This window comes from Nocardia abscessus (genome assembly GCF_015477775.1).
GTDB lineage: Bacteria > Actinomycetota > Actinomycetes > Mycobacteriales > Mycobacteriaceae > Nocardia > Nocardia abscessus_A.
In genome coordinates, this window is record NZ_JADLQO010000010.1 from 172642 (window position 1) to 195462 (window position 22821).

The 22821-nt window shown below is 67.5% G+C and carries 21 protein-coding genes; 14 read left to right on the plus strand and 7 right to left on the minus strand.

The window, feature by feature from the left end; translation table 11 throughout:
* The first annotated feature begins 63 nt into the window (after positions 1-63).
* The 5 genes from IU450_RS24420 to IU450_RS24440 all read left to right on the plus strand — a co-directional run bounded on the left by IU450_RS24420 (position 64) and on the right by IU450_RS24440 (position 4767).
* Positions 64-474 (plus strand): YciI family protein, encoded by a 411-nt coding sequence (locus IU450_RS24420; RefSeq protein WP_195152073.1) that lies wholly within the window; start codon positions 64-66, stop codon positions 472-474.
* The gene (locus IU450_RS24425; RefSeq protein WP_195152074.1) at positions 471-1628 is read left to right on the plus strand and encodes an RNA polymerase sigma factor; all 1158 of its coding nucleotides are present in this window, start codon (positions 471-473) and stop codon (positions 1626-1628) included. Before IU450_RS24420 ends, IU450_RS24425 begins: the two co-directional genes overlap by 4 nt.
* A 104-nt stretch (positions 1629-1732) precedes the next feature.
* The gene (locus IU450_RS39940) at positions 1733-2881 is read left to right on the plus strand and encodes a histidine kinase (protein WP_195152075.1); all 1149 of its coding nucleotides are present in this window, start codon (positions 1733-1735) and stop codon (positions 2879-2881) included.
* The gene (locus IU450_RS24435; RefSeq protein ID WP_195152076.1) at positions 2878-3558 is read left to right on the plus strand and encodes a response regulator; all 681 of its coding nucleotides are present in this window, start codon (positions 2878-2880) and stop codon (positions 3556-3558) included. The genes IU450_RS39940 and IU450_RS24435 overlap by 4 nt, the downstream gene beginning before the upstream one ends.
* Before the next feature lie 156 nt (positions 3559-3714).
* A complete protein-coding gene (locus IU450_RS24440) occupies positions 3715-4767 on the plus strand; it encodes an NAD(P)-dependent alcohol dehydrogenase (protein WP_228835029.1) in 1053 nt (350 codons plus the stop codon).
* A 131-nt stretch (positions 4768-4898) separates the two neighbouring features.
* On the opposite strand, the gene IU450_RS24445 is transcribed toward IU450_RS24440, so the two are convergent.
* Entirely contained in the window at positions 4899-5876 is a 978-nt protein-coding gene (locus IU450_RS24445; RefSeq protein WP_195152077.1) for an NAD-dependent epimerase/dehydratase family protein, read from the minus strand.
* A gap of 39 nt (positions 5877-5915) precedes the next feature.
* Positions 5916-6062, minus strand: a complete 147-nt coding sequence (locus tag IU450_RS24450; RefSeq protein WP_195152078.1) for a hypothetical protein — start codon at positions 6060-6062, stop codon at positions 5916-5918.
* Positions 6063-6247: 185 nt separating this feature from the next.
* On the opposite strand from IU450_RS24450, the gene IU450_RS24455 reads away from it, so the two are divergent.
* The 5 genes from IU450_RS24455 to IU450_RS24475 all read left to right on the plus strand — a co-directional run bounded on the left by IU450_RS24455 (position 6248) and on the right by IU450_RS24475 (position 12553).
* Positions 6248-7444 (plus strand): PucR family transcriptional regulator, encoded by a 1197-nt coding sequence (locus IU450_RS24455; protein WP_195152079.1) that lies wholly within the window; start codon positions 6248-6250, stop codon positions 7442-7444.
* 168 nt (positions 7445-7612) lie between these two features.
* Positions 7613-9064: a dihydrolipoyl dehydrogenase gene (gene lpdA / locus IU450_RS24460; RefSeq protein ID WP_195152080.1), complete on the plus strand. Its 1452-nt coding sequence runs from the start codon at positions 7613-7615 to the stop codon at positions 9062-9064.
* Positions 9065-9075: 11 nt separating this feature from the next.
* Positions 9076-10251, plus strand: coding sequence for a pyruvate dehydrogenase (acetyl-transferring) E1 component subunit alpha (gene pdhA, locus IU450_RS24465; RefSeq protein WP_324197801.1), 1176 nt, complete (start codon positions 9076-9078; stop codon positions 10249-10251).
* Between the two features lie 19 nt (positions 10252-10270).
* Positions 10271-11254: an alpha-ketoacid dehydrogenase subunit beta gene (locus tag IU450_RS24470; protein WP_228835031.1), complete on the plus strand. Its 984-nt coding sequence runs from the start codon at positions 10271-10273 to the stop codon at positions 11252-11254.
* Positions 11255-11272: 18 nt separating this feature from the next.
* A complete protein-coding gene (locus IU450_RS24475; RefSeq protein WP_195152082.1) occupies positions 11273-12553 on the plus strand; it encodes a dihydrolipoamide acetyltransferase family protein in 1281 nt (426 codons plus the stop codon).
* A 102-nt stretch (positions 12554-12655) separates the two neighbouring features.
* Here the strand turns inward: IU450_RS24475 and IU450_RS24480 are convergent, their stop codons facing one another.
* Both IU450_RS24480 and IU450_RS24485 read right to left on the minus strand, forming a co-directional pair.
* The gene (locus IU450_RS24480) at positions 12656-13120 is read right to left on the minus strand and encodes a hypothetical protein (protein ID WP_195152083.1); all 465 of its coding nucleotides are present in this window, start codon (positions 13118-13120) and stop codon (positions 12656-12658) included.
* Positions 13121-13197: 77 nt separating this feature from the next.
* Entirely contained in the window at positions 13198-13755 is a 558-nt protein-coding gene (locus IU450_RS24485) for a sugar O-acetyltransferase (protein WP_195152084.1), read from the minus strand.
* 709 nt (positions 13756-14464) lie between these two features.
* Here IU450_RS24485 and IU450_RS24490 point away from each other — a divergent pair.
* Positions 14465-14932: a hypothetical protein gene (locus IU450_RS24490; protein ID WP_195152085.1), complete on the plus strand. Its 468-nt coding sequence runs from the start codon at positions 14465-14467 to the stop codon at positions 14930-14932.
* A gap of 537 nt (positions 14933-15469) precedes the next feature.
* On the opposite strand, the gene IU450_RS39945 is transcribed toward IU450_RS24490, so the two are convergent.
* Positions 15470-15760 carry an alpha/beta fold hydrolase gene (locus tag IU450_RS39945; protein WP_228835032.1) on the minus strand — a complete coding sequence of 97 codons (291 nt, stop codon included), beginning with the start codon at positions 15758-15760 and terminating at the stop codon, positions 15470-15472.
* Positions 15761-15943: 183 nt separating this feature from the next.
* Between IU450_RS39945 and IU450_RS24500 the strand changes: the two genes are divergently transcribed.
* Together IU450_RS24500 and IU450_RS24505 are read left to right on the plus strand one after the other, a co-directional pair.
* Positions 15944-17881 (plus strand): potassium transporter Kup, encoded by a 1938-nt coding sequence (locus IU450_RS24500; RefSeq protein ID WP_195152086.1) that lies wholly within the window; start codon positions 15944-15946, stop codon positions 17879-17881.
* A 160-nt stretch (positions 17882-18041) separates the two neighbouring features.
* On the plus strand, positions 18042-19565 hold the full coding sequence (locus tag IU450_RS24505; protein ID WP_195152087.1) for a phospholipase D-like domain-containing protein: 1524 nt from the start codon (positions 18042-18044) through the stop codon (positions 19563-19565).
* A gap of 231 nt (positions 19566-19796) precedes the next feature.
* Here the strand turns inward: IU450_RS24505 and IU450_RS24510 are convergent, their stop codons facing one another.
* Both IU450_RS24510 and IU450_RS24515 read right to left on the minus strand, forming a co-directional pair.
* Positions 19797-20357: a choice-of-anchor K domain-containing protein gene (locus IU450_RS24510; protein ID WP_195152088.1), complete on the minus strand. Its 561-nt coding sequence runs from the start codon at positions 20355-20357 to the stop codon at positions 19797-19799.
* A 916-nt stretch (positions 20358-21273) separates the two neighbouring features.
* The gene (locus tag IU450_RS24515) at positions 21274-21705 is read right to left on the minus strand and encodes a MarR family winged helix-turn-helix transcriptional regulator (RefSeq protein WP_195152089.1); all 432 of its coding nucleotides are present in this window, start codon (positions 21703-21705) and stop codon (positions 21274-21276) included.
* A 161-nt stretch (positions 21706-21866) separates the two neighbouring features.
* Between IU450_RS24515 and IU450_RS24520 the strand changes: the two genes are divergently transcribed.
* The gene (locus IU450_RS24520; RefSeq protein ID WP_195152090.1) at positions 21867-22370 is read left to right on the plus strand and encodes an SPW repeat protein; all 504 of its coding nucleotides are present in this window, start codon (positions 21867-21869) and stop codon (positions 22368-22370) included.
* Positions 22371-22821 lie beyond the last annotated feature (451 nt).

Genomic DNA, 22821 nt, shown 5'->3' on the forward strand with positions numbered 1-22821 from the left:
CGCCCCGGCTCCGTCCCTGGTGCACGATCGGCCGCAACCGGCCGTACAACCGAGAACGAGCTCATGGTGAAGTATCTGCTGCTCAAGCACTATCGCGGTGGCCCGGCCCCGGCGACGGACCAGCCGCCGATGGATCAGTGGACTCCCGAAGAGGTCGACGCGCACATCCAGTACATGAACGATTTCGCCGCCCGTCTGCGAGAGACCGGCGAGTTCGTGGACACGCGGGCTCTGGCCTCCGAGGGCACCTTCGTGCGGTCCGACGGTGCGGGACGCCCACCGGTGACCGATGGCCCGTTCGCCGAGACGAAGGACCTCATCGCGGGCTGGATGATCATCGACGTGGAATCCTGGGATCGAGCGGTCGAGCTGGCAGGGGAGCTGTCCGCGGCTCCCGGGGCCGGTGGCGAGCCGATTCGCGAATGGCTGGAGGTGCGGCCGTTGCTCACCGAGTCGCCCGCGGTGACGGATTGAACGAGCCGCTGCTGCGGGAGCTGGTGCCCGCGGTGATCGGTGTCCTCGTCCGTCGCGGAGCTGACTTCGCCTCGGCCGAGGACGCCGTGCAGGAGGCCGTGATCCGGGCACTCGAAGCCTGGCCGGAGGAACGACCACACAATCCGAAGGCGTGGCTGATCTCGGTCGCGTGGCGCAAATTTCTCGACGCCGCCCGGGCAGAGACGGCCCGGCGCGAGCGAGAGCTCGCGGTGGAGGCCGAACCCCCCGGCGGCCCGGTGCCTGCCATGGACGACACACTGCGCCTGTACTTCCTGTGCGCGCATCCCACCTTGCCTCCGAGTTCGGCGGTCGCGCTGACCCTGCGCGCGGTCGGCGGCTTGACGACCAAGCAGATCGCGACGGCCTACCTGGTCCCGGAAACCACCATGGCACAGCGGATCAGCCGGGCCAAACGGCGCATCGCCGAGGTCCGGCTCGAGCAGCCCGGCGACCTGGCGACCGTGTTGCGAGTGCTCTACCTGGTGTTCAACGAGGGATACAGCGGGGATGTCGACCTGGCGGCCGAGGCGATCCGGCTCGCCCGCCAGCTCGCCGCCCTCTCCGACGAGCCCGAAGCGGCCGGGTTGCTCGCGCTCATGCTGCTGCACCACGCGCGCCGGGATTCGCGCACCGGGCCCGCCGGGCGCCTGGTGCCGCTGGCAGAGCAGGACCGCTCACTCTGGGACACCGAGCTGATCGCCGAAGGAGTGACGATTCTGCAGACCGCGTTGGCCCGCGACCGGCTCGGCGAGTACCAAGCCCAGGCCGCGATCGCCGCCCTGCACGCCGACGCCCGCACCGCGGCCGAGACGGACTGGGTGCAGATCGTGGAGTGGTACGACGAACTGCTGCTGCTCACCGGCAGCCCGATCGTACGGCTCAATCGTGCCGTGGCGGTCGGCGAAGCCGATGGACCACAGGCCGGTCTCGCCGCGCTCGGCGACGTCGACCCCGCCCTGCCCCGGTACATCGCGGTGACGGCATATCTCCGCGAACGCGCGGGTGATCTCAGCCGCGCCGCCGACCTGTACGTCGAAGCTGCCCGCGCCGCCACCAGCCTGGCCGAACGCGACCACCTCACCCGCGAAGCAGCGCGCGTGCGGCACCACCTGCGGACCGCGCCACCGCCTTGAGGCCACCGGGCATTCCGCGGATCATCCGACCGAGGAGCCCCTGAGCTGGCCGAACCCAAGGCTCGACCGGCTTCCTTCATCGTGTCCGATGCGATCATTGAGGCGTGCGCCACCTCCTCCGCTCGGTATGGTACGAACCCCACGCGCCCGACCCACCGCGGCGGTCGTGGCGGGACTGGGCGCTGGTGGGCGTGTTCGTGGGGCTCGCGATGCTCGAAGGCGCGGTGCGGCAAGATGTTCCGCATCGGATCGTCTGGGTGCTCGTCGCGGTCGCGATCATGCCCACGCTGTTGTGGCGGCGGAGCAGACCGCTGCTGATGACCGGTATCGCCTTCGTCGGTTCGGCCGCGACGACCGTGCTGCTGGGGGGCGAACAGTCGGGCATCGACGCGCTGGCCGTGATGTTGCTGCTGCCGTACGCGTTGTTCCGGTGGGGATCCGGACGTGACATCGTGGCGGGATCGGTGATCGTCTTCGCGACCGCGGGCCTCGCTGTGCTCGCCAGCGGTCTGCCGGTTTCCGATGCCGCCGGTGCGTTCGTCGTTCTGTCCTCGGCCGTCGCGCTGGGCCTGGCGTTCCGGTACCGGGCTCGGGCGAAGGCGCGTGAACTCGAGCAGGTCAAGCTGATCGAACGCGAACGACTGGCACGCGATCTGCACGACACCGTCGCGCATCATGTGTCGGCCATGGCGATTCGGGCCCAGGCCGGTCTGGCGACCGAGCAGTCCACACCCGGCGCCGCCGTCGATGCCCTGCGCCTGATCGAGGCGGAGGCCGCGAGCACGCTCGCCGAGATGCGCGCCATCGTGCGCGTGCTCCGGCGAAACCGGCCGCTCGCGGAAGAGGACCGCGCCCCCAGCCCCGGCATCACCGAGCTGAACCGATTGGCCGAGGCCACCGGCACCGGACTGTCCGTCGACGTCGAGATCAGCGGTGATGTCACCGATCTGCCCGCGACCCTCGGCACCGCGATCTACCGCCTGGCCCAGGAGTCGGTCACCAATGCCGTGCGGCACGCGCGAAACGCCACCCGCGTCGAAGTCCGGGTCACCGCCGACGACAGGGCGGTGCGGCTGCTCGTGCGTGACGACGGAGACGGCGGTCCAGCCCGCTCGACCGTCTCGCCGGGCTACGGGCTGGTCGGCATGATCGAGCGTGCCGACCTGCTCGGCGGCACCTGTGCGGCGGGCCCGAACCCCGGCCGGGGATGGACCGTGACGGCAGTGCTGCCCCGTGAAGGCGCGGCGACATGAGACCGGGCGAACCGGTGGACACGAACCTGCGCGTGGTCGTCGCCGACGACCAGGAGATCGTCCGCACCGGACTGGTGATGATCCTCGACGCCCAACCGGGCATCGAGGTCGTCGGCGCGGCAGCCGACGGGGAACAGGCCGTCGAGCTGGCCCGCGACCTGCGCCCCGACGTGTGCCTGTTCGATATCCGGATGCCGCGCGTCGACGGCATCGAAGCCACTCGCCGTCTGGCCGGGCCGACCGTCGAGGACCCCCTCGCCGTCGTCGTCATCACCACCTTCGACCTCGACGAGTACGTCTACGCGGCGCTGCGGGCAGGCGCTCGCGGATTCCTGTTGAAGGAGGCCGGCACCGCGATGCTCACCCAGGCCGTCCATGCCGCCGCCCGCGGCGACGCGCTCATCGCCCCGACTGTCACCGCGCGCCTGCTCACCGCCTTCGCCGGTGCCGGTCCCGCCGCGTCGCCGGTCCAGCCGGCCACCGCGCTCACCGAACGCGAGGAGCAGATCCTGGCCGTCGTCGCACGCGGGCGCACCAACCACGAGATCGCCGCGGAGCTGCACATCAGCCTCAGCACGGTCAAGACCCACATCGCGAGCCTGATGGCCAAACTCGGCGCACGCAACCGCGTCGAGATCGTCATCTGGGCCTACGAGACCCACCGCGTCAAGCGCTGACCGTCGGAGCGCATCGGCCGAAAGTCCTAGCGGCGTCCGGCCCAACGGACGGCACAGATCGAGCCGCTCGTCCGATGTGGTGCACCGGGCCGGTCGCAAAGATTGCGTCATGCCGTCAGCACTGGCGGCCCCGCTCCGACCTCCGAGGAGGACACCATGTCGACATGGGCGAACGCGATCACACCCGACGCATCCGGCGGCGATCGGAGCCCCACGATGCGGGCGATCGTCCAACGCGGCTACGGCCCACCCGAACAGGTACTCGCACTCGACGACATCGCCCGACCCGCCCCCGGCGACGATGACGTCCTGATTCGGATGCGGGCCACCAGCGTGAACACCCCGGACTGGCTGGCGGTGACCGGAATCCCGTACCTCCTGCGGCTGCAATTCGGGATCGCGGGACCGTCCACGCCGGTGCGGGGGAGCGACGTCGCCGGAATCGTGCAGACCGTCGGCGAGAACGTGACCGACTTCCGGCCGGGCGACGAGGTGTTCGGTTCGCTGTGGAACAACGGCGTGAAGTCGTCGGTCGGCACGTTCGCCGAATACACCGTGGCGCCGGCGTCCCAGCTGATCACCAAACCCGCGTCGCTGTCCTTCGAAGAGGCAGCGGCAGCGGTCATGTCGGGCGTCACGGCGCTGCTCGCGATACGAGACGTGGGCCGGGCCGGGCCGGGCAAGCGCGTGCTGATCAACGGCGCGTCCGGCGGTGTGGGGACATTCGCGGTACAGATCGCCAAGACGCTCGGCGCGCACGTCACCGGCGTGTGCAGCACCCGCAATGTCGAGTTCGTCCAATCGCTCGGCGCCGACGAGATCGTCGACTACACCCGCACGGACTACACGCGCGGCACCCAACGCTACGACGTGATCCTCGACAACGTGTTGAACCACCCGCCCGCCACGAATGCCGAACTGCTGTCAGCGGGAGGAACTTTCATCCCCAACAGCGTCGGACTCGCCCACGGGCTGTTCGGCAGCCTGCCGAGAATCGCGCGAGCGATGGCGATGCGCTGGGGCCCGACCGACGTCCGCACCGCCACCTGTCTGCCCACCCGCGAGAACCTCGGCGATCTCGCCGCCCTGCTGGTATCCGGCGACGTCAAGGTGATCATCGAGAAGTCCTACCCGCTCACCGAAGCCGCCCACGCGGTTGCCCACATGCTGGCACATCACGCCAGAGGCAATATCGCCATCACCATGTAGCGGCCGCGCCAGCGCGCTGACGATGACCGGGCATTCGGCCGGCGGCGGCGACGCGACGCTGATCGACCCGGCACCCTGCCGGCGATTCCGCTGCGGCTGCCCACCACGACCAGTCGCGCCGGTCGGGCGGTTCAGCGGGCGGCGGCGAGCGCTGCGAGGGTCTCGGCGGAGGTGTGCGCCGGTTTCCAGCCGAGGTGCCGCTTGGCGCGGTTGGTGTCCATGACGACGGGGGTGCGGACGATGTGCAGCCACTCGAGCGTGGCGGGCACGAAGGGGAGACGGGCGAGAGCCGCGGATGCGGCGGTGGCGGCGACCGCGGGGACGCGCACCGGCCTGCCGCCCAGCGCGGCGACCACGTCGGACAGGCTGAGGGTGCCGTCGCCCGCGATGTTGTAGGCGCCGGGCGGCGCGTCCGCGGTAGCGGCCAGCGCGATGGCGGCGGCCACGTCGTCGTGGTGGACGAGTTGCAGCGGGTGCCCTGGGTCGGGGACCACCGGTTTGAACAGCGGATTCGACCGAGCAAGCGTACGCAGCGGGCGGGGGAGTTTCTCCCACGGAAGGTCGTGCAGGGCGGGTGCTTTCGGGCCGGCCACGATGCACGGCCGCAGCACGAACACCTCGAGGTCGGAGCCGGTGGTGATCTCGGCGAGCGCCGCTTCGCACGCGGCCTTCTGCTCGGAGTAGTAGTGCTCGGGCGAACCCTCAGGCGGTACGTCCTCGGTAATGGGCGAGGGATTCTCCGGGTGGTAGCCGTAGGCGGCGACCGAAGACGTGTAGACGAGGCGGCGGGCCCGCTCGGAAGCCGCGGTCGCCTCGAAGACATTGCGGGTGCCCGCGAGATTCACTCGCGCGCTTTCCTCTCGCGAGCCCATGATCACGAACGCGAGGTGGATCACCACGTCGGCGTCCGCGACCAGCGCGTCCACGGCCGCTCGGTCGAGGATGTCGCCGCGCCGGTACTCGGTCTTGGTCCAGCCGTGCGCGGTGGGGTCGAACGGTCGGCGGGCCATCCCGACGATCCGGTCCACCGCCGGGTCGTGCTCCAGTGCGGTGACTGCGGAGATGCCGATCTCGCCGGTCGGCCCGGTGACGGCGACGGTGATACCCATGCGGCTGGAATTCCCCAGCCGCCGTAGGTGAAACCGTGCTCAGTCGGGCGGTTCGACGGCGCCCGCGTCCTCGTTCACGTCCTGGTTCTCCGGGAGGTCGCGGGTTTCGAGATCCAGGTCGTCGGGGTGGGAAGTATCGGTCTGGTCGCCGAGTTCGGGTGCGTTCTGGTTTCCGGGTTCGGTCACGCTCGTGGGCTACCCACCGGCGTGAGTTTCACGCGGAGTGCGGCATGGTCGGTGCCGACCCGCGAGACGTGATCTTCGTTGACGTTGCGTGATAGCGATGTCGATGCGACCTGCCGACGGTTATACGGTGGTGCGCAGCCGCTCACACAGTCGTGGCACGGCCGATGAGAAGGACCTCGAGCGACATGTCGAAATCGAAGAAGTCGATTCCGGACTCGTGCACGCAGGAGTTGGTGGCCGCCTGTCGTGCGGAGATTCCGGCTCTGACCGACCGGCTGATATCGGAGATCTTCACCGACAACCCCGAATGGACCGACTACTCCACGGTTGCCCGCGCCGATCTGATCAATGGCTGCCGCCGGTATGTGACCCGCATCCTCGACCTGTTGGGTGCTCCGACGACAGCGTTCGACGACGAGGTCGCCGCGTCCATCGGTCGCCGCCGTGCCGAACAGGGCGTGCCGCTGGAAGCCATGCTGCGCACCTTCCGGCTCGGCGGCCGGATCGTGTGGGAGGTGTTGCTCGACAAGGCGGACGAACTGGCTCCCGGTGAGATTCGCGCGGCGGGCACCGCGCTGTGGGCGGTGATCGACGGGCTGTCCTCGTCGCTGGTCACCTCCTACCGGAATACCGAACTCGAGCAGCTGCGCAGCGACGAACGTCGTCGGCACGCCCTGATCGAGGACCTGCTCGCAGGCCGAGCCAACGACAGCACCTTCGCCGCGCGCGCGGCACGGGAGTTGAACCTTCCGGGCAGCAGCGCCTATCTCGTCGTCGTCGCCTGTGGTGCAGGCGAGGCCGTGCACACCGGCACGGAGACGGCGTTGGCAGCGGTCGGTATCCGTTCGGTGTGGCACGATCGTGTCGACTCGACGGTCGGGCTGATCGCGGTCGAGCGCCACGACGTCGCCTCGGTGTTGGGCCGCATCGAACCGCATATCCGCGGACGAGCCGGTGCCTCGCCGGCAGTCAGTGGACTGGCGCAGGTCGGCACCGCGCACGGCTGGGCGCTCCTGACGCTGCAGACCTTGCCCCCGGACGCGACGGGGCTGGTTCCGCTGCATCAGCGTTTCCAGCAGGCGCTGCTCATGCGCTCGACCGACCTGACCGACATGCTGGTCACGCACACGCTCGGCCCGGTACTGGCGCTGCCTGCCGCCGAGCGCGCGACTCTGCTGGACACACTGGCGGCCTGGTTGGCGCACAACTGCTCGGCGGCTCACGCCGCGGTAGGACTGCACTGCCACCGCAACACCGTCATCAATCGGCTGCACCGCATCTCGACCCTGCTCGGCCGCCCGCTCGAAGGCCGGCGCGACTATGTGGAACTGTCACTGTCCCTGGCCGCGCTCGACCTCGCCCGGCCATCGGACGGAGCCTGAGCCAGTCGCCGAGCATCCCACCTGATTGGGCTCAGCGCCCAATCAGGCAACTGAACTACTGGGCTTCGCGGTGATTGTCTGTGCACTCCGCTACCGCAACACTCGATAGCGATGATCCACCCCCAACCGGCGGTGGATCGGATTCATCGAGGACGAGGAGCACCACGAGTGCCGGATTTCGATCTACTGGTGGTCGGCGGCGGCCCTGGCGGGTATGTCGCCGCCATCCGCGCGGCGCAACGCGGCCTGCGGGTGGGCTTGGTGGAGAAGGAGCGCCCGGGCGGGGTCTGCCTCAATTGGGGCTGTATTCCGACCAAAGCGATGCTGCGGTCCGCCGAGATCTTCCAGACCCTCGATGCCGCAGCCGATTTCGGCATCCATGCCGACAATGTGCGCTATGACTTCGCCGCGGTGCGGCAGCGTAAGGACAACATCGTCAAGGAACTCACCGACGGTGTGGCGAGCTTGCTCGCCGCGAACGATGTGACGGTGATCGAGGGGCACGCGCGCTTCACCGCGCCGACCGGCGTCGAAGTGTTCGAGACGGGCCGATCGCCGGTCTTTCCCGGCGGGCCCCGCTACGCCGCCGCGCCGACCGCCACCGCCACCCGCGCGATCAGCGCGAACGACGTGATCATCGCGACCGGATCGGTGCCTGCGCGGCTGGCGATTCCGGGCGCGGACCTGCCGGGTGTCATCACCTCCGACGGCGCGTTCGGGCTGACCGAGGTGCCCGAACGCCTCGTCGTCATCGGCGGCAGCGCGGTCGGCGCGGAATGGGCCAGCCTGTTCGCGAGTTTCGGCAGCCAGGTGACCATCGTCGAAGTGCAGGACACTCTGGTCCCGCTGGAGGACGCCGACGTGGGAGCCGCTCTGGGGCGGTCGTTCACCAAGCGCGGCATCACGGTGCTCACCGGCTCGACGGTCGAAGCCATCGCGCTCAACGACGCGCTGCGGGTGACCGTCTCCGGCAGGCACGCGCGGGAAGTCGACGCGGACGTGGTGCTGGTGGGCGTCGGACGCCGACCGAACACCGCCGAGCTCGGCTTGGACATCGCGGGAATCGACACCGACGCACGGGGCTTCATCCCCGTCGATGAGCAACTGCGCACCGGCGTCGAGCACGTCTACGCCATCGGCGACGTGACCGGGCGTGCCTTGCTGGCGCACGTCGCCTCGCATCAGGGGCTCACCGCCGCGGACGTGATCGCCGGGCACTCGGCGCGCATCGACTACACCGTGATCCCGGCCGCCACCTTCACCCACCCGGAGATCGCCGGTGTCGGGCTCACCGAGGCGAAGGCCCGCGCCGCCGGGCACGACGTCGTCACCGCGCGCTTCCCGTTCGCGGCGCTGGGCAGGGCCAAGACATTCGGCGAGACCGAGGGATTCGTCAAAATCGTTGCCGGACAGCGTTATCGGGAAGTGCTCGGCGTGCACATCATCGGCCCGTCTGCCGGCGACCTGATCACCGAGGGCGCACTGGCCATCTCGCTGGAGGCGACTCTGGACGAGCTCGCCGACACCATCCACGCCCACCCCACCTTCGGCGAGATCGGCATGGAGGCGGCCATGGCCGGACTCGGATTGCCCGTGCACATCGCGCCCCGCAAGCGTTGAGGAGCCCTGCCGTGACCACCAGCACTTCACCCCGCAAAGCCAGTCGCAAGACGACGCGGTCCGCGGCCGCACGCACATCCGAGCCGGTCGCCGCGGACCACGGGATCGGCGACGACGCGGCCGCGCAGACCAGGATCGACGCCGCGGCGACCGTCGCGGTAGACGCGCGCATCGCCGCGGAGGATCCCGACCGTCTGCGCGGGCTCTACCGCGACATGCTCTTCGTGCGCCGGTTCGAAGAGCGCACCGCGCAGAGCTATCAGCAGGCCGCGATCGGCGGCTACTGCCACCTGAACCTGGGCGAGGAGGCCACCGTGGTCGGGCTCGGCGCGGCCATGCGCCCGACCGACTATCTGTTCACCAATTACCGCGAGCACGGCTACGCGCTGGCCAAAGGCATCGAGCCCGGCCGGGTCATGGCGGAACTCTACGGCCGCTCCACCGGCACGTCCAAGGGCTGGGGTGGTTCCATGCACATGTACGACACCGCGACCCGCCTGCTGGGCGGTTACGCCATCGTGGGCGGCCAGGTGCCGTTGGCCGTCGGCGCGGCGCTGGCCATCGACTACCGCGGCGACGACGACGTGGTGGTGTGCCAGATGGGTGAGGGCACGACCAACATCGGCGCGTTCCACGAGTCGCTGAACATCGCGGCGCTGTGGAGCCTGCCGGTGGTGTTCCTGGTGATCAACAATCAGACCGGAATGGGCACCACGGTCGAACGCTCCTCCGCCGAGCCGGATCTGTGGAAGCGCGCGGCCGCCTACCGCATGCGCGGTGAGCGTGTCGACGGCACCGACGTGCTGGCCGTCCGCGATATGGCTGCCGAACTGATCGAAACCGCCCGGCGCGAGCGGAAGCCCGCGCTGCTCGAGGCGGTCAGTCACCGCCTCAAGGGCCATTCCGTGGTCGATCCGGCGAAATACCGTACCCAAGAGGACGTTTCGGCCGCCCGGAGCAACGATCCCATCGTCCGCTGGCGCGACGCGCTGCTCGCCGCCGGTGTGCTGAGCGACCGGACCGTGGCCGCGCTCGAAGCCGAGGTGACCGCAACGGTGGCCGCCGCGGTCGAATTCGCCGAGGCCAGTCCGCATCCGCAGGCGTCGAGCCTGTTCGACTACAACTACGCGACGCCCGTGGCGGGCGACTCGCGCCGCCTGCCCGCCGATCCGCTCTTCACCAGTTAAGGACATCACCGTGGCTGTCATGACCTATCGGGAAGCGCTGCGCGAAACCCTCCGCGAGGAAATGCGCCGCGACGACGATGTCTTCCTGATCGGGGAGGAGATCGGCGTCTTCGAAGGCTCCTACAAGATCACCGCGGGCCTGCTGGCCGAATTCGGTGAGAAGCGGGTGCGCGACACGCCCATCGCCGAAGAGGGCTTCGTCGGCGCGGCCATCGGAGCCGCCATGCTCGGCCTGCGTCCGGTCGTCGAGATCATGACGATCAACTTCTCGCTGCTGGCGCTGGATCAGATCGTCAACCACGCCGCGAAGATCTACGGCATGTTCGGAGGGCAGACCAGCGTGCCCATGGTCATCCGCACCCCGGGCGGCGGCGGCCAGCAACTGGGCGCGACGCATTCGCAGAACATCGAGCTGTACTACGCGTTCGTGCCGGGCCTGAAGGTGGTCGCACCGAGCACTCCGGCCGATGCGCGAGCGCTGCTCAAGGCCGCGATCGAGGACGACGATCCGGTGCTCTTTCTGGAGAATCTGTCGCTCTACAACACCAAAGGCGAAGTGCCGGAGAATCTTCCGGCCGCACACATCGGAAAGGCCGCGGTCACGAGGAGCGGCTCCGACATCACGCTGATCGGCTACTCCCGGATGGCCACGATTTGCGCCGAGGTCGCCGAACGACTCGCCGCCGAGGGCTTCTCGGCCGAGGTCATCGACTTGCGCAGCCTTCGTCCCCTGGACCGCGCCACCCTCGTCGACTCCGTCCGCAAGACCGGCTGCGCCGTGATCGGCGAGGACGACTGGCTCACCTACGGAATCGGCGCCGAGGTCGCCGCCTCCATCTCCGACGGCGCCTTCGACTATCTGGACGCCCCGGTTCGCCGGGTGGCCATGGCCGAGGTACCGCTCCCATACGCCAAGCCGCTCGAACGGCTCGCCCTGCCGTCGGCCGATTCGTTGTACACCGCCGCGGTGGAAACTCTCGCGGCAGTCGGCAAACGACGCTGAAACCCTGAGGACGCATCCATGCCCGAAATCACCATGCCCCGCCTCTCCGACACCATGGAGGACGGTGTCATCGTCTCCTGGCTGAAACAGGTGGGCGATCCGGTCGAACGAGGGGAAGTCCTCGCCGAGATCGAAACCGACAAGGCCCTCATGGAGCTCGAGGCGTACGACGACGGCGTTCTCGAACAAATCCTCGCCGGAGAGGGCGCGCGGGTGCCTATAGGTACTCCGATCGGCCTCATCGGCGACGGCAGCGCAACCGTGGTGACAGGCTCGGACCGGAGCACTCCTGCGCCCGTCGAGCGGGCGATGTCGGCCGCTGCACCGGCTCCCGGGAATGGCGCCGTCGCGGTCCCGGCTGCCACTGCCACCCAACCCGCCGCCGACGATTCCGCCGGAACGCGGGACCGGAAGAAGGCCTCGCCGCTGGCACGCAAGATCGCCGCCGAGTTCGGGGTCGACATCGCCACGGTGGTAGGCACCGGCCCGGGCGGACGCGTAATTCGGAAGGACATCGAATCCGCCCGTCAAGCAGCCGAACTCGATTCGCACACGGAAATCACCTCCGCTTCGTCGTCGGGATCCTCCTCTCCGGTTCCGGCCCAGGGCGACTACGAGGAGATCCCCCTGACCACCATTCAACGGGTCTCGGCAGCGCGGCTCACCGAGAGCAAACAGCAGGCCCCGCACATCTACTTGACCACCGCCATCGATGTGACCGAGCTGTTCGGCTTCCGCGCGCAGGTCAACGCGACGCTGGCGCAAACCGGAGCGGGGAAGGTCAGCGTGAACGACCTGCTGATCAAGGCCGTCGCCGTGGCGCTGCGGACCAACCCCTCGGTCAACGTCTCCTTCGCGGGAGACAAACTGTTGCGGCACCGTGGGATTCACCTCGGGATCGCCGTTGCGACCCCCGCCGGTCTACTCGTCCCGGTGCTCCGTAACACCGATCGCAAAAGCGTGTCCGAGATCGCCGCGGAAAGTCGGGACAAAGCCGAACGCGCCCGCGAGCGCAAGCTGCGCACCGACGAGATGAGCGGCGGCACCTTCACCGTCTCCAACCTGGGGATGTTCGGAATCGAGCACTTCACCGCCGTCATCAACCCACCGGAAGCCGCCATTCTCGCCGTCGGCGCGGCCACCGACGAACTGCGCCTGGACGATGGCCAGGTCGTGACCCGCAGAATCCTGCGAGTCACCATGTCCGCCGACCACCGCGCCATCGACGGAGCCGTGGCCGCGCAGTTCCTGCAACAGCTGAAAGACCTGCTCGAACACCCCTTGCGCATCGTGACCTGACACCCCGGCCCGGACCGCCTGCATCCCCTCCGCGCCGGAGCCGGCAAGTGTTGGCCCGAACGGTGGCCGTTCGGTCGAGGTGGGCGTGTCTGCTGAACGCCTTCACCAATCGTGCTTCGGTACCAGCTCTGCCTTTGCTTCTGCGAGGAGGTCGCGTTGGAGCGACGAGCAATGTGCCCACCAGTCGGGGTAGGTCGCGGGGTCTCGAACGGCGTCGTGCAATCCCCGTGCATGAGCAACGACGCGGTCTCGCAGAGTGTCCGAGCAGATGAGCTCGACCCGCTTCTCTGCCAGCCAGACGCTTTCGATCAGTCGCTTCAGATCGGCAGGGGTACCTCCGCGCTCTCGGACATCGAGTTCTCCCTGCAGTCGCTGTGCCGTCTCGAAGTAGTCGATGATCGCCGACTTCAACTCATCTCTGCCGGCAAGGCGACTCTCCGCAAGGAACTTGAGCTTCGCCGCCCGCGCCGAACTCCGTTGCACCATAACGGTTGCCGATGCGCCGAGCCCTGCGCCGAGTAGTGGCAGCAGTCCTGTGACCAACGTTGAAACGATCCCTGTCGACATGACTCAATTCTCGCGATCGGTTGCCTGTCTTGATCTCGAATGCCGACTATTGCCAGTCACACTCGTAGCCCGACGCGTTACAGACTCCGGATGACCCGGCACGGATTCCCCGCGGCGAAGACCTGCGCAGGCAGGTCCTTCGTCACGACGCTACCGGCGCCGACGACCGTGTTCGCGCCGATCGTGACACCGGGGCAGACGATGACACCGCCGCCCAGCCATACATTGTCGCCGATGGTGATGGGAGCCGCTGTCTCCCAGCGCTTCCGACGCAGTTCATGGTCGTCCATCGGATGCAGGGCCGTCAGCAGCTGGGCGCGCGGTCCGATGGACACGTCATCACCGATGATCACCGGGGCGCAGTCCATCACGATCGCGTCGTAGTTCAAGAAACTGTTGCTGCCCACCTTGATCAGATGACCGTAGTCGCATCGGAACCGCGGCATGATCCATGAGCCCGCACCGATGGCGCCGAGCAGCTTCTCGAGTATCTCGCGGCGTTCCGCGTCCTCCCCGGCTCGCGTCGCGTTGAACCGGTCCAGCAACTCTTGACAGGCACGGCGTTCGGCAACCAGTTCGGCATCGTCGTCCCGATACAGCTCCCCGCGCAGCATGCGCTCCTTCTGCGTCCCCATGCCGATGATCTTGCCCGATGCGCTGTGCTGACGGCCTATGAGCAAGTATTGAAGGCCGGAGGCGGCGGCGTGGACTTCGGGCCCAACTGCCTCGGACCCGAGCCGCTGTTGGCGCCGGTGACGACCGCCAAGTCGTCCCTTCTGGGCTGTTATGTCTTGCTCGGTCCACCTGCCCGCCGGCATTCCTGCCAAGGTTCGGTCGGTTCGGTTCATCCGAGCCCGGCGGGGGTGGGACTGACTCGCACCGTCGCGATCCCGGTGCGGTTGCGCAATGGGCGGCAACCGCCTCGAGCCGCATCCTTGGATCGTGGCGATCTCGGCGGTCTTCAGAGCGGTGTAGCGAAACCCGCGAACATCGACCGCGCCGGAGCCGGACGGACATGTTCACGAGCGCGCTCGAGCCTTGCGTCGGCATGGGGCCGAAGCTCATGCTTCATTGAGAGGAACACCGCGCACGTCGAGGGCGATCATGCGGTCCGGATCATTTCGGGCGAACGGTGCTGTAGGCCGGTGCCGGCGTGCTCTACGGCGTGTCGAACACCCCGAAGGAGGTCCTCGCTCGGATCGTTCTCACCTCCTGGCTTCGAGCTGGTGCCGTCGATGCCGACGGGAGCAACACGGGCCTGCGAGCCGGCAGGGGCTCAACTGCCGCGGATGCGGCCCGAAACCGCGACCCTGCACGTACCCCTAGAGCGCGAAGGAGCAAACAATGTCCACCATCCATTTCAAGGAGACGACGAACTCGACACCGGAGCAATTCGTGGCGGCGCTCACCGATTTCGGGCCCGGCCGCTCGCAGGTGTTCGGCAACAGCGCCGACGAATATCTCGAGGTGCACAACCGGGGCCGCCGTGAGGCCGACGTCACGGAGGGCTCGCACGGCATCTGGGAGCGCCTGCACTATGACTGGTCGAACCCTGAGCGTGTCGTCATGACGACCACCGACTCGAACGTGTGGGGCGGCCACTCGGGGCACACCTACACCTTCAATCGGCGGCCCGACGGAAAGACCGATCTGGATGTCGTCATCGTGCGCGAGGGCAAGAACCTCAAGGGCCGGGTCCTCGAAGTCGTGGTCGGGACCGTCGGCAAACGCGTCCTGCGACAGGCCCTCGACAAGTCCGTGAAGGCTATCGAAACCCGAGACAATGGCGCGGAAACGGACGAACGCCCGTAACAGGACCGGCCGCACCGGGGCACCGCTCGTAGGCACCACAGGAGAACCCATTGCGGTGCTGGAGGCAATGAACGTGGCTTGCCCGGTCGTGAGCTCCTCGGTTATCGGCTCGGCAAACCCTGCCGGTCTGCGGCGGTGGCCGTCTCGCGGACGGCCTGGGCTACGCCGGTAGTCCTTGCGAAGGAATCTGGCGTGGTTGCTGGCGACCTTCGCGCTCACCTTCACGTTCGGGTTGTAGGCGAGCACGGGATCCAGAGAAGCGCGCACCTGTTCCATTTCCCCGCCGCCGGTGCCGAGACCGCCGCCGGTGGCCAGGGGGAACCGCACCGGGCAGGTCAGGTGCCCGAGAACCGGGACGCTGGCGGCGGCGAGCTCGTAGGCGTCGATGTCGACCTCGGCGTGTAGGTCGGCGCTCATCCGCGCCGCCACGCCGAACGGGCGCGCCAGCGGCAGCACGAATCGCACCGGATCGCGGGCGTGACCGGCACCGTCTTCCGGCGGAACAGTTTCCGGATCCGCTCGGCCCCTCCTCGCCGGTCAGGCCGTAGGGGGCCGCACCGCCACCACTCCCGCGATACGGTCAGGGTTGCGGTCGGCCCAGTGCCTCGAAGGAGTAGTCCGCCGACCGCTTCGACGCGGGCCAGCTGGGCGGTAGCCGGTGCCGAGTTCATCGATCACCGGCCGGTGCCGCTGGCTGGCGTAGCCGCCGTTCAGGTAGATAACCGGTCGACCGGTGCCGCCGGTATCGGTGACGGCCAGTGCCGTGTCGTCGCTGGCCACCGTGCCCGCCCAGGTCGAGGTGTTCGAGGAGGCGCAGCTCGATGCCATGGCAGCAACCAACAGCGTCTGGCCGTACAGCCCCGACGAAAGCCTGACACGGGGTCCCGCCTGCTCGCGACAGGTCACGGCGCTCCAATGGGAGTCCGAGGGGCCGGGCCAGTGTGGATGTCGATTTCGATCGCGCCTACGGCACGATATGGTGCGGGCCCGGTTCGAGGAGGAGCACGGCACATGGTCACCGAGACGCAGACCGGTTCGCCGGCGCACACAGCGGGTCGCGGCCCGGTGCGTGCCGCAGTGGTGGTGGGCGCGTTGGGGGTGGTGTTCGGTGATATCGGCACCAGCCCGATCTACACCTTGCAGACGGTGTTCAATCCGCAGGATCCGCATCCGGTGCCGGTCAGTGCCGCCAACGTGTACGGGGTGGTGTCGCTGATCTTCTGGTCGGTGATGATCATCGTCACCCTCACCTATATCTCGCTGGTGATGCGCGCGGACAACGACGGTGAAGGCGGGATCATGGCGTTGATCACGCTGCTTCGGCGTCTCGGCGGAACACGTGGCCGCCGCGCAGCCGCCGTCCTGGCCGGTGTCGGAATATTCGGTGCCGCGCTGTTCTTCGGCGACAGCATGATCACTCCCGCCATCTCGGTGCTCTCCGCGGTGGAAGGGCTCAAGATCGTCGAACCCGAGCTGGAGAACCTGATCATCCCGATTACGGTGGTGATCATCATCGCCCTGTTCGCTGTTCAGCGGCGTGGCACCGCCACCGTGGGGCGAGTGTTCGGGCCGGTGATGATCCTGTGGTTCCTGGTAATCGGCGCCCTCGGCATCGCGGAGATCGTCCGGCATCCGGAGATCTTGAAGGCTCTGTCGCCGACCTATGCGCTGAGTTTCGCCATCGGGCATTTCCACATCGCGTTCTTCGCCCTGGCCGCCATCGTCCTCGCGGTCACCGGCGCCGAGGCCCTGTATGCCGATATGGGCCATTTCGGACGCAAGGCCATCACGTGGGGGTGGCTGGGACTGGTCCTGCCGTCCTGCACCCTGAGCTACTTCGGGCAGGGCGCGCTGATACTGAGCGACCGAGCCACAGTCAGTGGCCCGTTCTTCCTGCTCGCCCCCGGCTGGGCGCGGCTACCGCTGGTGCTGTTGGCCACCGCCGCGACAGTGATCGCCTCCCAAGCGGTGATCACCGGTGCCTTCTCGGTGGCCTCCCAGGCCGTGCAGTTGGGGTACCTGCCGAGGCTGCGCATCGCGCACACCTCGGAATCGACCATCGGGCAGATCTACGTTCCCTGGATCAACTGGCTGCTCATGGTGTCGGTACTGACCCTGGTCTTCGCTTTCCAGTCCTCCGCCGCGCTGGCCTATGCCTTCGGTATGGCGGTGACCGCGACGATCACCATCACGACACTGCTGTTCTTCTACGTGGCCCACACCAAGTGGCGCACCCCGCTGTGGCTGGCGCTGCTCGGCGCGATCCCGCTGCTGGCCATCGACGCACTGTTCCTGGCGGCGAACATGACCAAGCTCGTCCACGGGGCGTGGCTACCGCTGCTGATCGGCGTTACCGCGTTCACCGTGATGATCACCTGGGCCCGCGGGCGTGTCGTCGTCACCGCCGCACGAGAGAAGGCCGAGGGGCCGCTGCGCGAATTCATCGGTCGACTCCGAGACCGGGAACCACCGCTGACCCGGGTTCCCGGCACTGCTGTATTCCTCAACCGCGGCAGCCGGAGCACGCCACTGGCGATGCGCGCCAACGTGGAGCACAACGGCGTGCTGCACGAACACGTCGTGATCCTGTCGCTGGAGACCCAGCCCGTCCCGCGCGTCGCCGATTCCGACCGTGTCCGCATCGATGCGCTGGGCTACACCGAGGACGGCATCATCCACGTCACCGCCTACCACGGCTACATGGAGCCTCCCAACGTGCCGCACATTTTGCGTCGGCTGGATCCGGCCCGCACCGAAGGCCCGATCTCGGTCGATGACGCCTCCTACTTCCTATCCAAGATCGAACTGAAGAGAGGCGACGCGCCCACCATGGCAGCCTGGCGTAAACGCCTGTTCATCGCCACCTCCTTCATCACCTCCGACGCCGCCGACTACTTCGGGTTGCCCCGCGAGCGGACCGTGATCATGGGCTCCCAGGTCGAGGTGTAACCCGGTGAAGCCGCTGTCTTGTCGACCGTGAAGTCGCGGACCAGCAGGAGAAACGGAATCGCGGTGACGATGCCCACCGAGAACGTCAGCGACCGCGCAGTACTGTGAATCGTTCACTCGCGGGGACGGGTGTGCGGCTGGACGGGAGAACTGACTACACATGAGCGACGAGCAACAAATCCTCACCCCCGGCGAATCTTGCTGGCAGATCGCACGGGCCGATCGGCTGGCGTGCATCATCGACGCGGCGGACTATTTCCGCCATGCCAAGTCCGCGATGTTGCGGGCGCGCAAGCGCATCGTGCTGATCGGCTGGGACTTCGATACCCGGATCAAGTTCGAACCCCAGGAGAAGACCCTCGAAGGGCCCAATCGGCTGGGTAAATTCCTGTCCTGGCTGCCGAAACAGCGACCGGATCTCGACATCTACCTGCTGAAATGGAATGTCGGCGCGCTCGCGGCGATCAGCCGTGGGATGACACCGATCTTCGTCATCAATTGGATGACCGATCGGCGGTTGCACCTCGAAATGGATGGCGCGCACCCGATCGGTTCGGCACACCATCAGAAGATCGTGGTGATCGATGACGCGCTCGCCTTCTGCGGTGGTATCGACATGACCGTCGATCGCTGGGACACCAGCGACCACCGGGACGACAACCACTACCGAACCGAGCCGAACGGCAACCGGTACGGACCATGGCACGATGCGACCACCGCCGTCGACGGCGACGCGGCGAAGGCGATCGGCGAATTGGCCCGAGCGCGGTGGAAGGCGGCAACGGGACAGCAATTGGCCCCGCTCGACGAGATCGCCGGTGACCCGCCGTGGCCGGAGGGGCTGGAGCCGACGATGCGGTCGGTCGATGTGGGTATCGCGCGGACCTTGCCCGAGCTGGCCGACCGCGCCGAAGTCCGGGAGGTGGAGGCGTTGTATCTGGCGGCGATCGCGGGCGCCACACGGTCGCTGTACATCGAGAGCCAGTACCTGGCCTCGCGCACCCTCGCGGAGGCGATCGCCGCGCGGCTGCGCGAGCCGAACGGTCCGGAGATCGTGCTGGTGCTGCCGCGTCACGCCGACGGCTGGCTCGAGCAACAGACGATGGACGGGGCCCGCCGCCGCCTACTTCATCTGTTGTGGAAGGCCGATACCGAGAATCGGTTCGGCGTCTACTACCCCGTCACGGAGGCCGGTGCGCCGATCTACGTCCACGCCAAGGTGCTGGTGATGGACGATCGGCTGCTGCGGGTGGGATCGTCGAACCTCAACAACCGTTCCATGGGCTTCGACACCGAATGCGATCTGGCTGTCGAGGTCACCCCCGCCACTACGGACGGTGATCTGCTGCGGGACACCATCCTCGGTATCCGGCGCCAGCTGATCTGCGAACATCTCGATGCCGAACCGGCGAAGTTCGACGCCACACTCGCCGAGACGTCGTCGCTTCTGCGCACCGTCGAGACGTTGCGCGGCAACGGCCGGACCCTGGTGCGGTTCGAGCCGCAGACCGTCGAGGACGAGGACAGCCCGCTTGCGGAGAACGAACTGATGGACCCCGAGCAGACGCCACCGAGCCTGTGGGATAACCCATTGCTGAGCCGGGGTATCCGCAAGCTGAAGACAGCGGGGGCGGTGCGCTCCCGATGCGTAACGGACCGCACAGCCACGGCTGCGGTTCACTGAGGTGACCGGCGTGCGCCGGTCTGTTCGGCGACCGAACGACGGGGTCGGGTGACCGAGTAGCCCGCTATCGCTGGTCGACCTCGAGTCCGCCAATCGGAGTGACCGATCGAACCTGAACCGGGGCGAGCCACCCGTTGGACAGCACCGACGGGTGGCTCGCTCGGGAGCGAAGTACTGCCGTACAACTGGTTGTCCGTTTTGGACGGCGCTGACGTTGGTCGCCCCGGCCTGTCAGGAGCCCGGCTCGTTCATCGGCTCGAATCGAGCAACGAGCCAGACTCTTTTGTTTCTGCCCTCGGGATTTTCGAATCGTGAGGTCACCTGCCCGGTCTGATCCAAGAAACCGGTGATCGACACCTTGTATTCGGTGTCGTCGATGTACACGATGTCGTTTTCGTGGACTACGGGCAGTTTGACCACATCGGACACGTCCCCGGGCTGGTTGGCCGTCTCGTCATGGCGGAAACGCAGGGTGAAGGTGTGGTCGAACCCCTCGTCCTGGAAGTCCACCGTGACCTTGAGATACACCCAGAACTGGGTGTGTTCGAGGTGGATTCGGCGGTTGTAGTGAGTGAAGATGCCGAGATTGAAATCCTTCCCGTCGAGGCGGGCGTCGACGTCGGTGAGACCCGTGAAGTCATAACCGCTCTTCTCGCTGTCCTGCGCGCTGCCCCATCTGATGCTGGATCTGATGCCGCTGCTGGATGGGACGCCCGGTTTTCCCAGACCTTCGAACTGTGTCTCGTCGACGCTGACACGCGTCCATTCCCCTTTGGTGCTGACTTTACCCACGACAGAAACCCTCCCTTGTTCCGGATTCCACCGGACGATCTGTCTATCCAGGAGACTCCATCATCCCTCCGCGGAGGCGACTTGTCCTCGAAATCGTCTGCGAGCCAACGCTACTCGTCGGCGGCAAGATAGCCGACGCACGGACATCCAGATGCCCTGTCCCCCAAGCAACGGTCAGGACCACATCCTGCGCCGCAACCGGTCCGGTCCTGATCGCGCAGTAGGTGGCGGGTTGCCAGTCGTAACAACCCCGGGTAGGAAACCGAAAGTCACAGGACTGCGTTCGGAGTGGTTTCTACTGAGAGGGATTCGAATGAGAAGACCGATAGTCGCCACCGCACGAGTTGCGTGCGCCGCGGTGCTGGGTCTGGGCGTTGCGGCGGTAGTCGGCTCCGGGACGGCGCAGGCCGCACCACAGGACTGTGTCATCACGCGGGACCTGACCAGTGCGACGGCAACATGTCATGATCACGACGCCCCCGCCGGTAGGGAGTACGCCCTGATCGTGGACTGCTTCGGCTTGCACGGGGTGCCGAATGCGTTCCCGTTGACGGCTTTCGGTCCTTACCGCGGCTCATGGAGCGGTTCGTTCAGTCCGTCGGGTCATGGCACGGCCTCGTGCATAGGTCCTTTCAGCGTGGGAACCGCCACCGGCGCTCACGTAGCGATATACCGCGACTGACCCGCAGCGGCGGTGTGAACGGGACTCGCGAGGCCGAGGTCGGCGAAAGTCGGTCGGCCGCGGCGCTCGCGTGCGCGGCGCGTGTGGGATCGGGGTGTTCCGGGCAGGTCACCTGTCCGGCCCATTCCCCTTGGTCGAGCCGGCAGTTCGTGCAGTTGCGTGCGGTCATGACACGCTGCCCGCCGACCCCTGCCGTCGACGGCGCATGCAGCTGGCGCCCGGGCTGGGCAGCGTTTACCCGGCCTGCGGCATGACTGCGGGGTCGTTCAGGGCGCTGACCAGGGGTGTCAGTCGCTGGAGTTCCTCGTGATGTGCGGCGGTGAGCGAGGCCAGGGTTTGCCTGCCCGCTTCGGTCAGCGTGAGGTGCACGACGCGGCGGTCGGTGCCCTGCCCTCGCTTGCGGGCGACGAGGCCGAGTTGCTCGGTGCGGTCGATCAGTTGCACCACGCTGTGGTGGCGGGCGCACAAGTATCCGGCGATCTCTCCGATGCTGGGCCCGTCCGGATCGGAATGCCCTCGGATCGCGAGCAGTAGCTGGTGCTGGGTGTCGGTGAGTCCCACCTCGGCTGCCCGGCGCTCGCTCCAACGCAGGAGTTGGCGCAGTCCGGACCGGAACGCCAGCAGTCTCGAGTACTCCTGGTCGGTGAGGTGTTCGGGTGATGACATCGACCCCTCCATCATAGAGTGATAATATCACGGCATGATATTCGAGTGAGTGGCGATCAAGACGAGCCGCGTTCCGCGGCCGATCGCGGCCCGCCCCGGTAGGGAGGGCTTGGCTCGAAAGGGCTTTGATTCGCCGCTTCGTCTAGAGGGTGGTGGAGAACATGAGCAGTGAAACCATGATGAGCCGGCATCCCGACATCGTGGAGTTGCGAGAGAAGTACGAACGGGCCTCGGAGGCGCCCGACGCCCAGGCGGTCACCGGCCTGCTGTTTTTGACGGGGCTCTACCTCGCGATCTCCCCGTGGGTTGTCGGGTTCAACGACTTGTCGACCTTGACCGTCAACAACCTCATCGTCGGGATCGCCCTGGCGATGCTGGCATTCGGGTTCGCCTCGGTGTACGGCCGGACCCACGGCATCGTCTGGGCCGCACCGTTGATCGGGCTGTGGACGATCCTGGCTCCCTGGATCGTCAGCGGCGAGGTCGACACCACATCGACGATCTGGAACAACGTCATCACCGGCGGGATCGCTGTGCTGCTCGGGCTGGGCGCGATGGTCCTCGGAATGAGCCGGACCGGACGAGTCACCGGCCAGGCGCCGTCGGCAGGTGAGACACGCACCCACCGGTCGTCCGGCCTGCCGCCGGAGACTTCCGCCCGGTGAAACCTCGTCCGTGCGGGCCGCGGAACCGAGTCAGGCGTCGAGTCGATCGAGACCGGCTGCCGATGAAGCCGTAGCCGCGCTGAGCGGCGAACACGACTCAGCACTACCTTTGGTGACGGTGAGACCCGACAACGGTGCCGCGTTCTGGGAATCGTTGTCCGCCTTGCCCGATGCCGCACTGCGCGGTTCGCGGCACTGGTGTTCGGTGACTCCGACTACGACGGCTTCTGCGGCGGCAAGCCGGGAGGGTCGGACCCGTGTCCCGGCTGGCCCCGCAGTACTGCTCGAGCGCGTCGCCGTCCCGGACGCGGCAGGTAGCAACTTCGTGTTCGTCAACCTGTTCCGGGCGCCGGTCGACGCGCCGATGATCTGTTCTGAGCGGTTCCCTGATGCATTTCGGCGGTCGTGACCGGCTGGAGAGTCGCTGGATGCTCGTGCGCAGCGTCGGGGA

What these genes read in the sequence shown, in the direction of transcription:
- IU450_RS24420 (WP_195152073.1), top strand. Translation starts at nt 64, where the DNA reads ATGGTGAAGTATCTGCTGCTCAAGCACTATCGCGGTGGCCCGGCCCCG.
- IU450_RS24435 (WP_195152076.1), top strand. Translation starts at nt 2,878, where the DNA reads ATGAGACCGGGCGAACCGGTGGACACGAACCTGCGCGTGGTCGTCGCC.
- IU450_RS24440 (WP_228835029.1), top strand. Translation starts at nt 3,715, where the DNA reads ATGTCGACATGGGCGAACGCGATCACACCCGACGCATCCGGCGGCGAT.
- IU450_RS24445 (WP_195152077.1), bottom strand. Translation starts at nt 5,876, where the DNA reads ATGGGTATCACCGTCGCCGTCACCGGGCCGACCGGCGAGATCGGCATC.
- IU450_RS24455 (WP_195152079.1), top strand. Translation starts at nt 6,248, where the DNA reads ATGTCGAAATCGAAGAAGTCGATTCCGGACTCGTGCACGCAGGAGTTG.
- IU450_RS24470 (WP_228835031.1), top strand. Translation starts at nt 10,271, where the DNA reads ATGACCTATCGGGAAGCGCTGCGCGAAACCCTCCGCGAGGAAATGCGC.
- IU450_RS24475 (WP_195152082.1), top strand. Translation starts at nt 11,273, where the DNA reads ATGCCCGAAATCACCATGCCCCGCCTCTCCGACACCATGGAGGACGGT.
- IU450_RS24480 (WP_195152083.1), bottom strand. Translation starts at nt 13,120, where the DNA reads ATGTCGACAGGGATCGTTTCAACGTTGGTCACAGGACTGCTGCCACTA.
- IU450_RS24485 (WP_195152084.1), bottom strand. Translation starts at nt 13,755, where the DNA reads ATGGGGACGCAGAAGGAGCGCATGCTGCGCGGGGAGCTGTATCGGGAC.
- IU450_RS24490 (WP_195152085.1), top strand. Translation starts at nt 14,465, where the DNA reads ATGTCCACCATCCATTTCAAGGAGACGACGAACTCGACACCGGAGCAA.
- IU450_RS39945 (WP_228835032.1), bottom strand. Translation starts at nt 15,760, where the DNA reads ATGGCATCGAGCTGCGCCTCCTCGAACACCTCGACCTGGGCGGGCACG.
- IU450_RS24500 (WP_195152086.1), top strand. Translation starts at nt 15,944, where the DNA reads ATGGTCACCGAGACGCAGACCGGTTCGCCGGCGCACACAGCGGGTCGC.
- IU450_RS24505 (WP_195152087.1), top strand. Translation starts at nt 18,042, where the DNA reads ATGAGCGACGAGCAACAAATCCTCACCCCCGGCGAATCTTGCTGGCAG.
- IU450_RS24515 (WP_195152089.1), bottom strand. Translation starts at nt 21,705, where the DNA reads ATGTCATCACCCGAACACCTCACCGACCAGGAGTACTCGAGACTGCTG.
- IU450_RS24520 (WP_195152090.1), top strand. Translation starts at nt 21,867, where the DNA reads ATGAGCAGTGAAACCATGATGAGCCGGCATCCCGACATCGTGGAGTTG.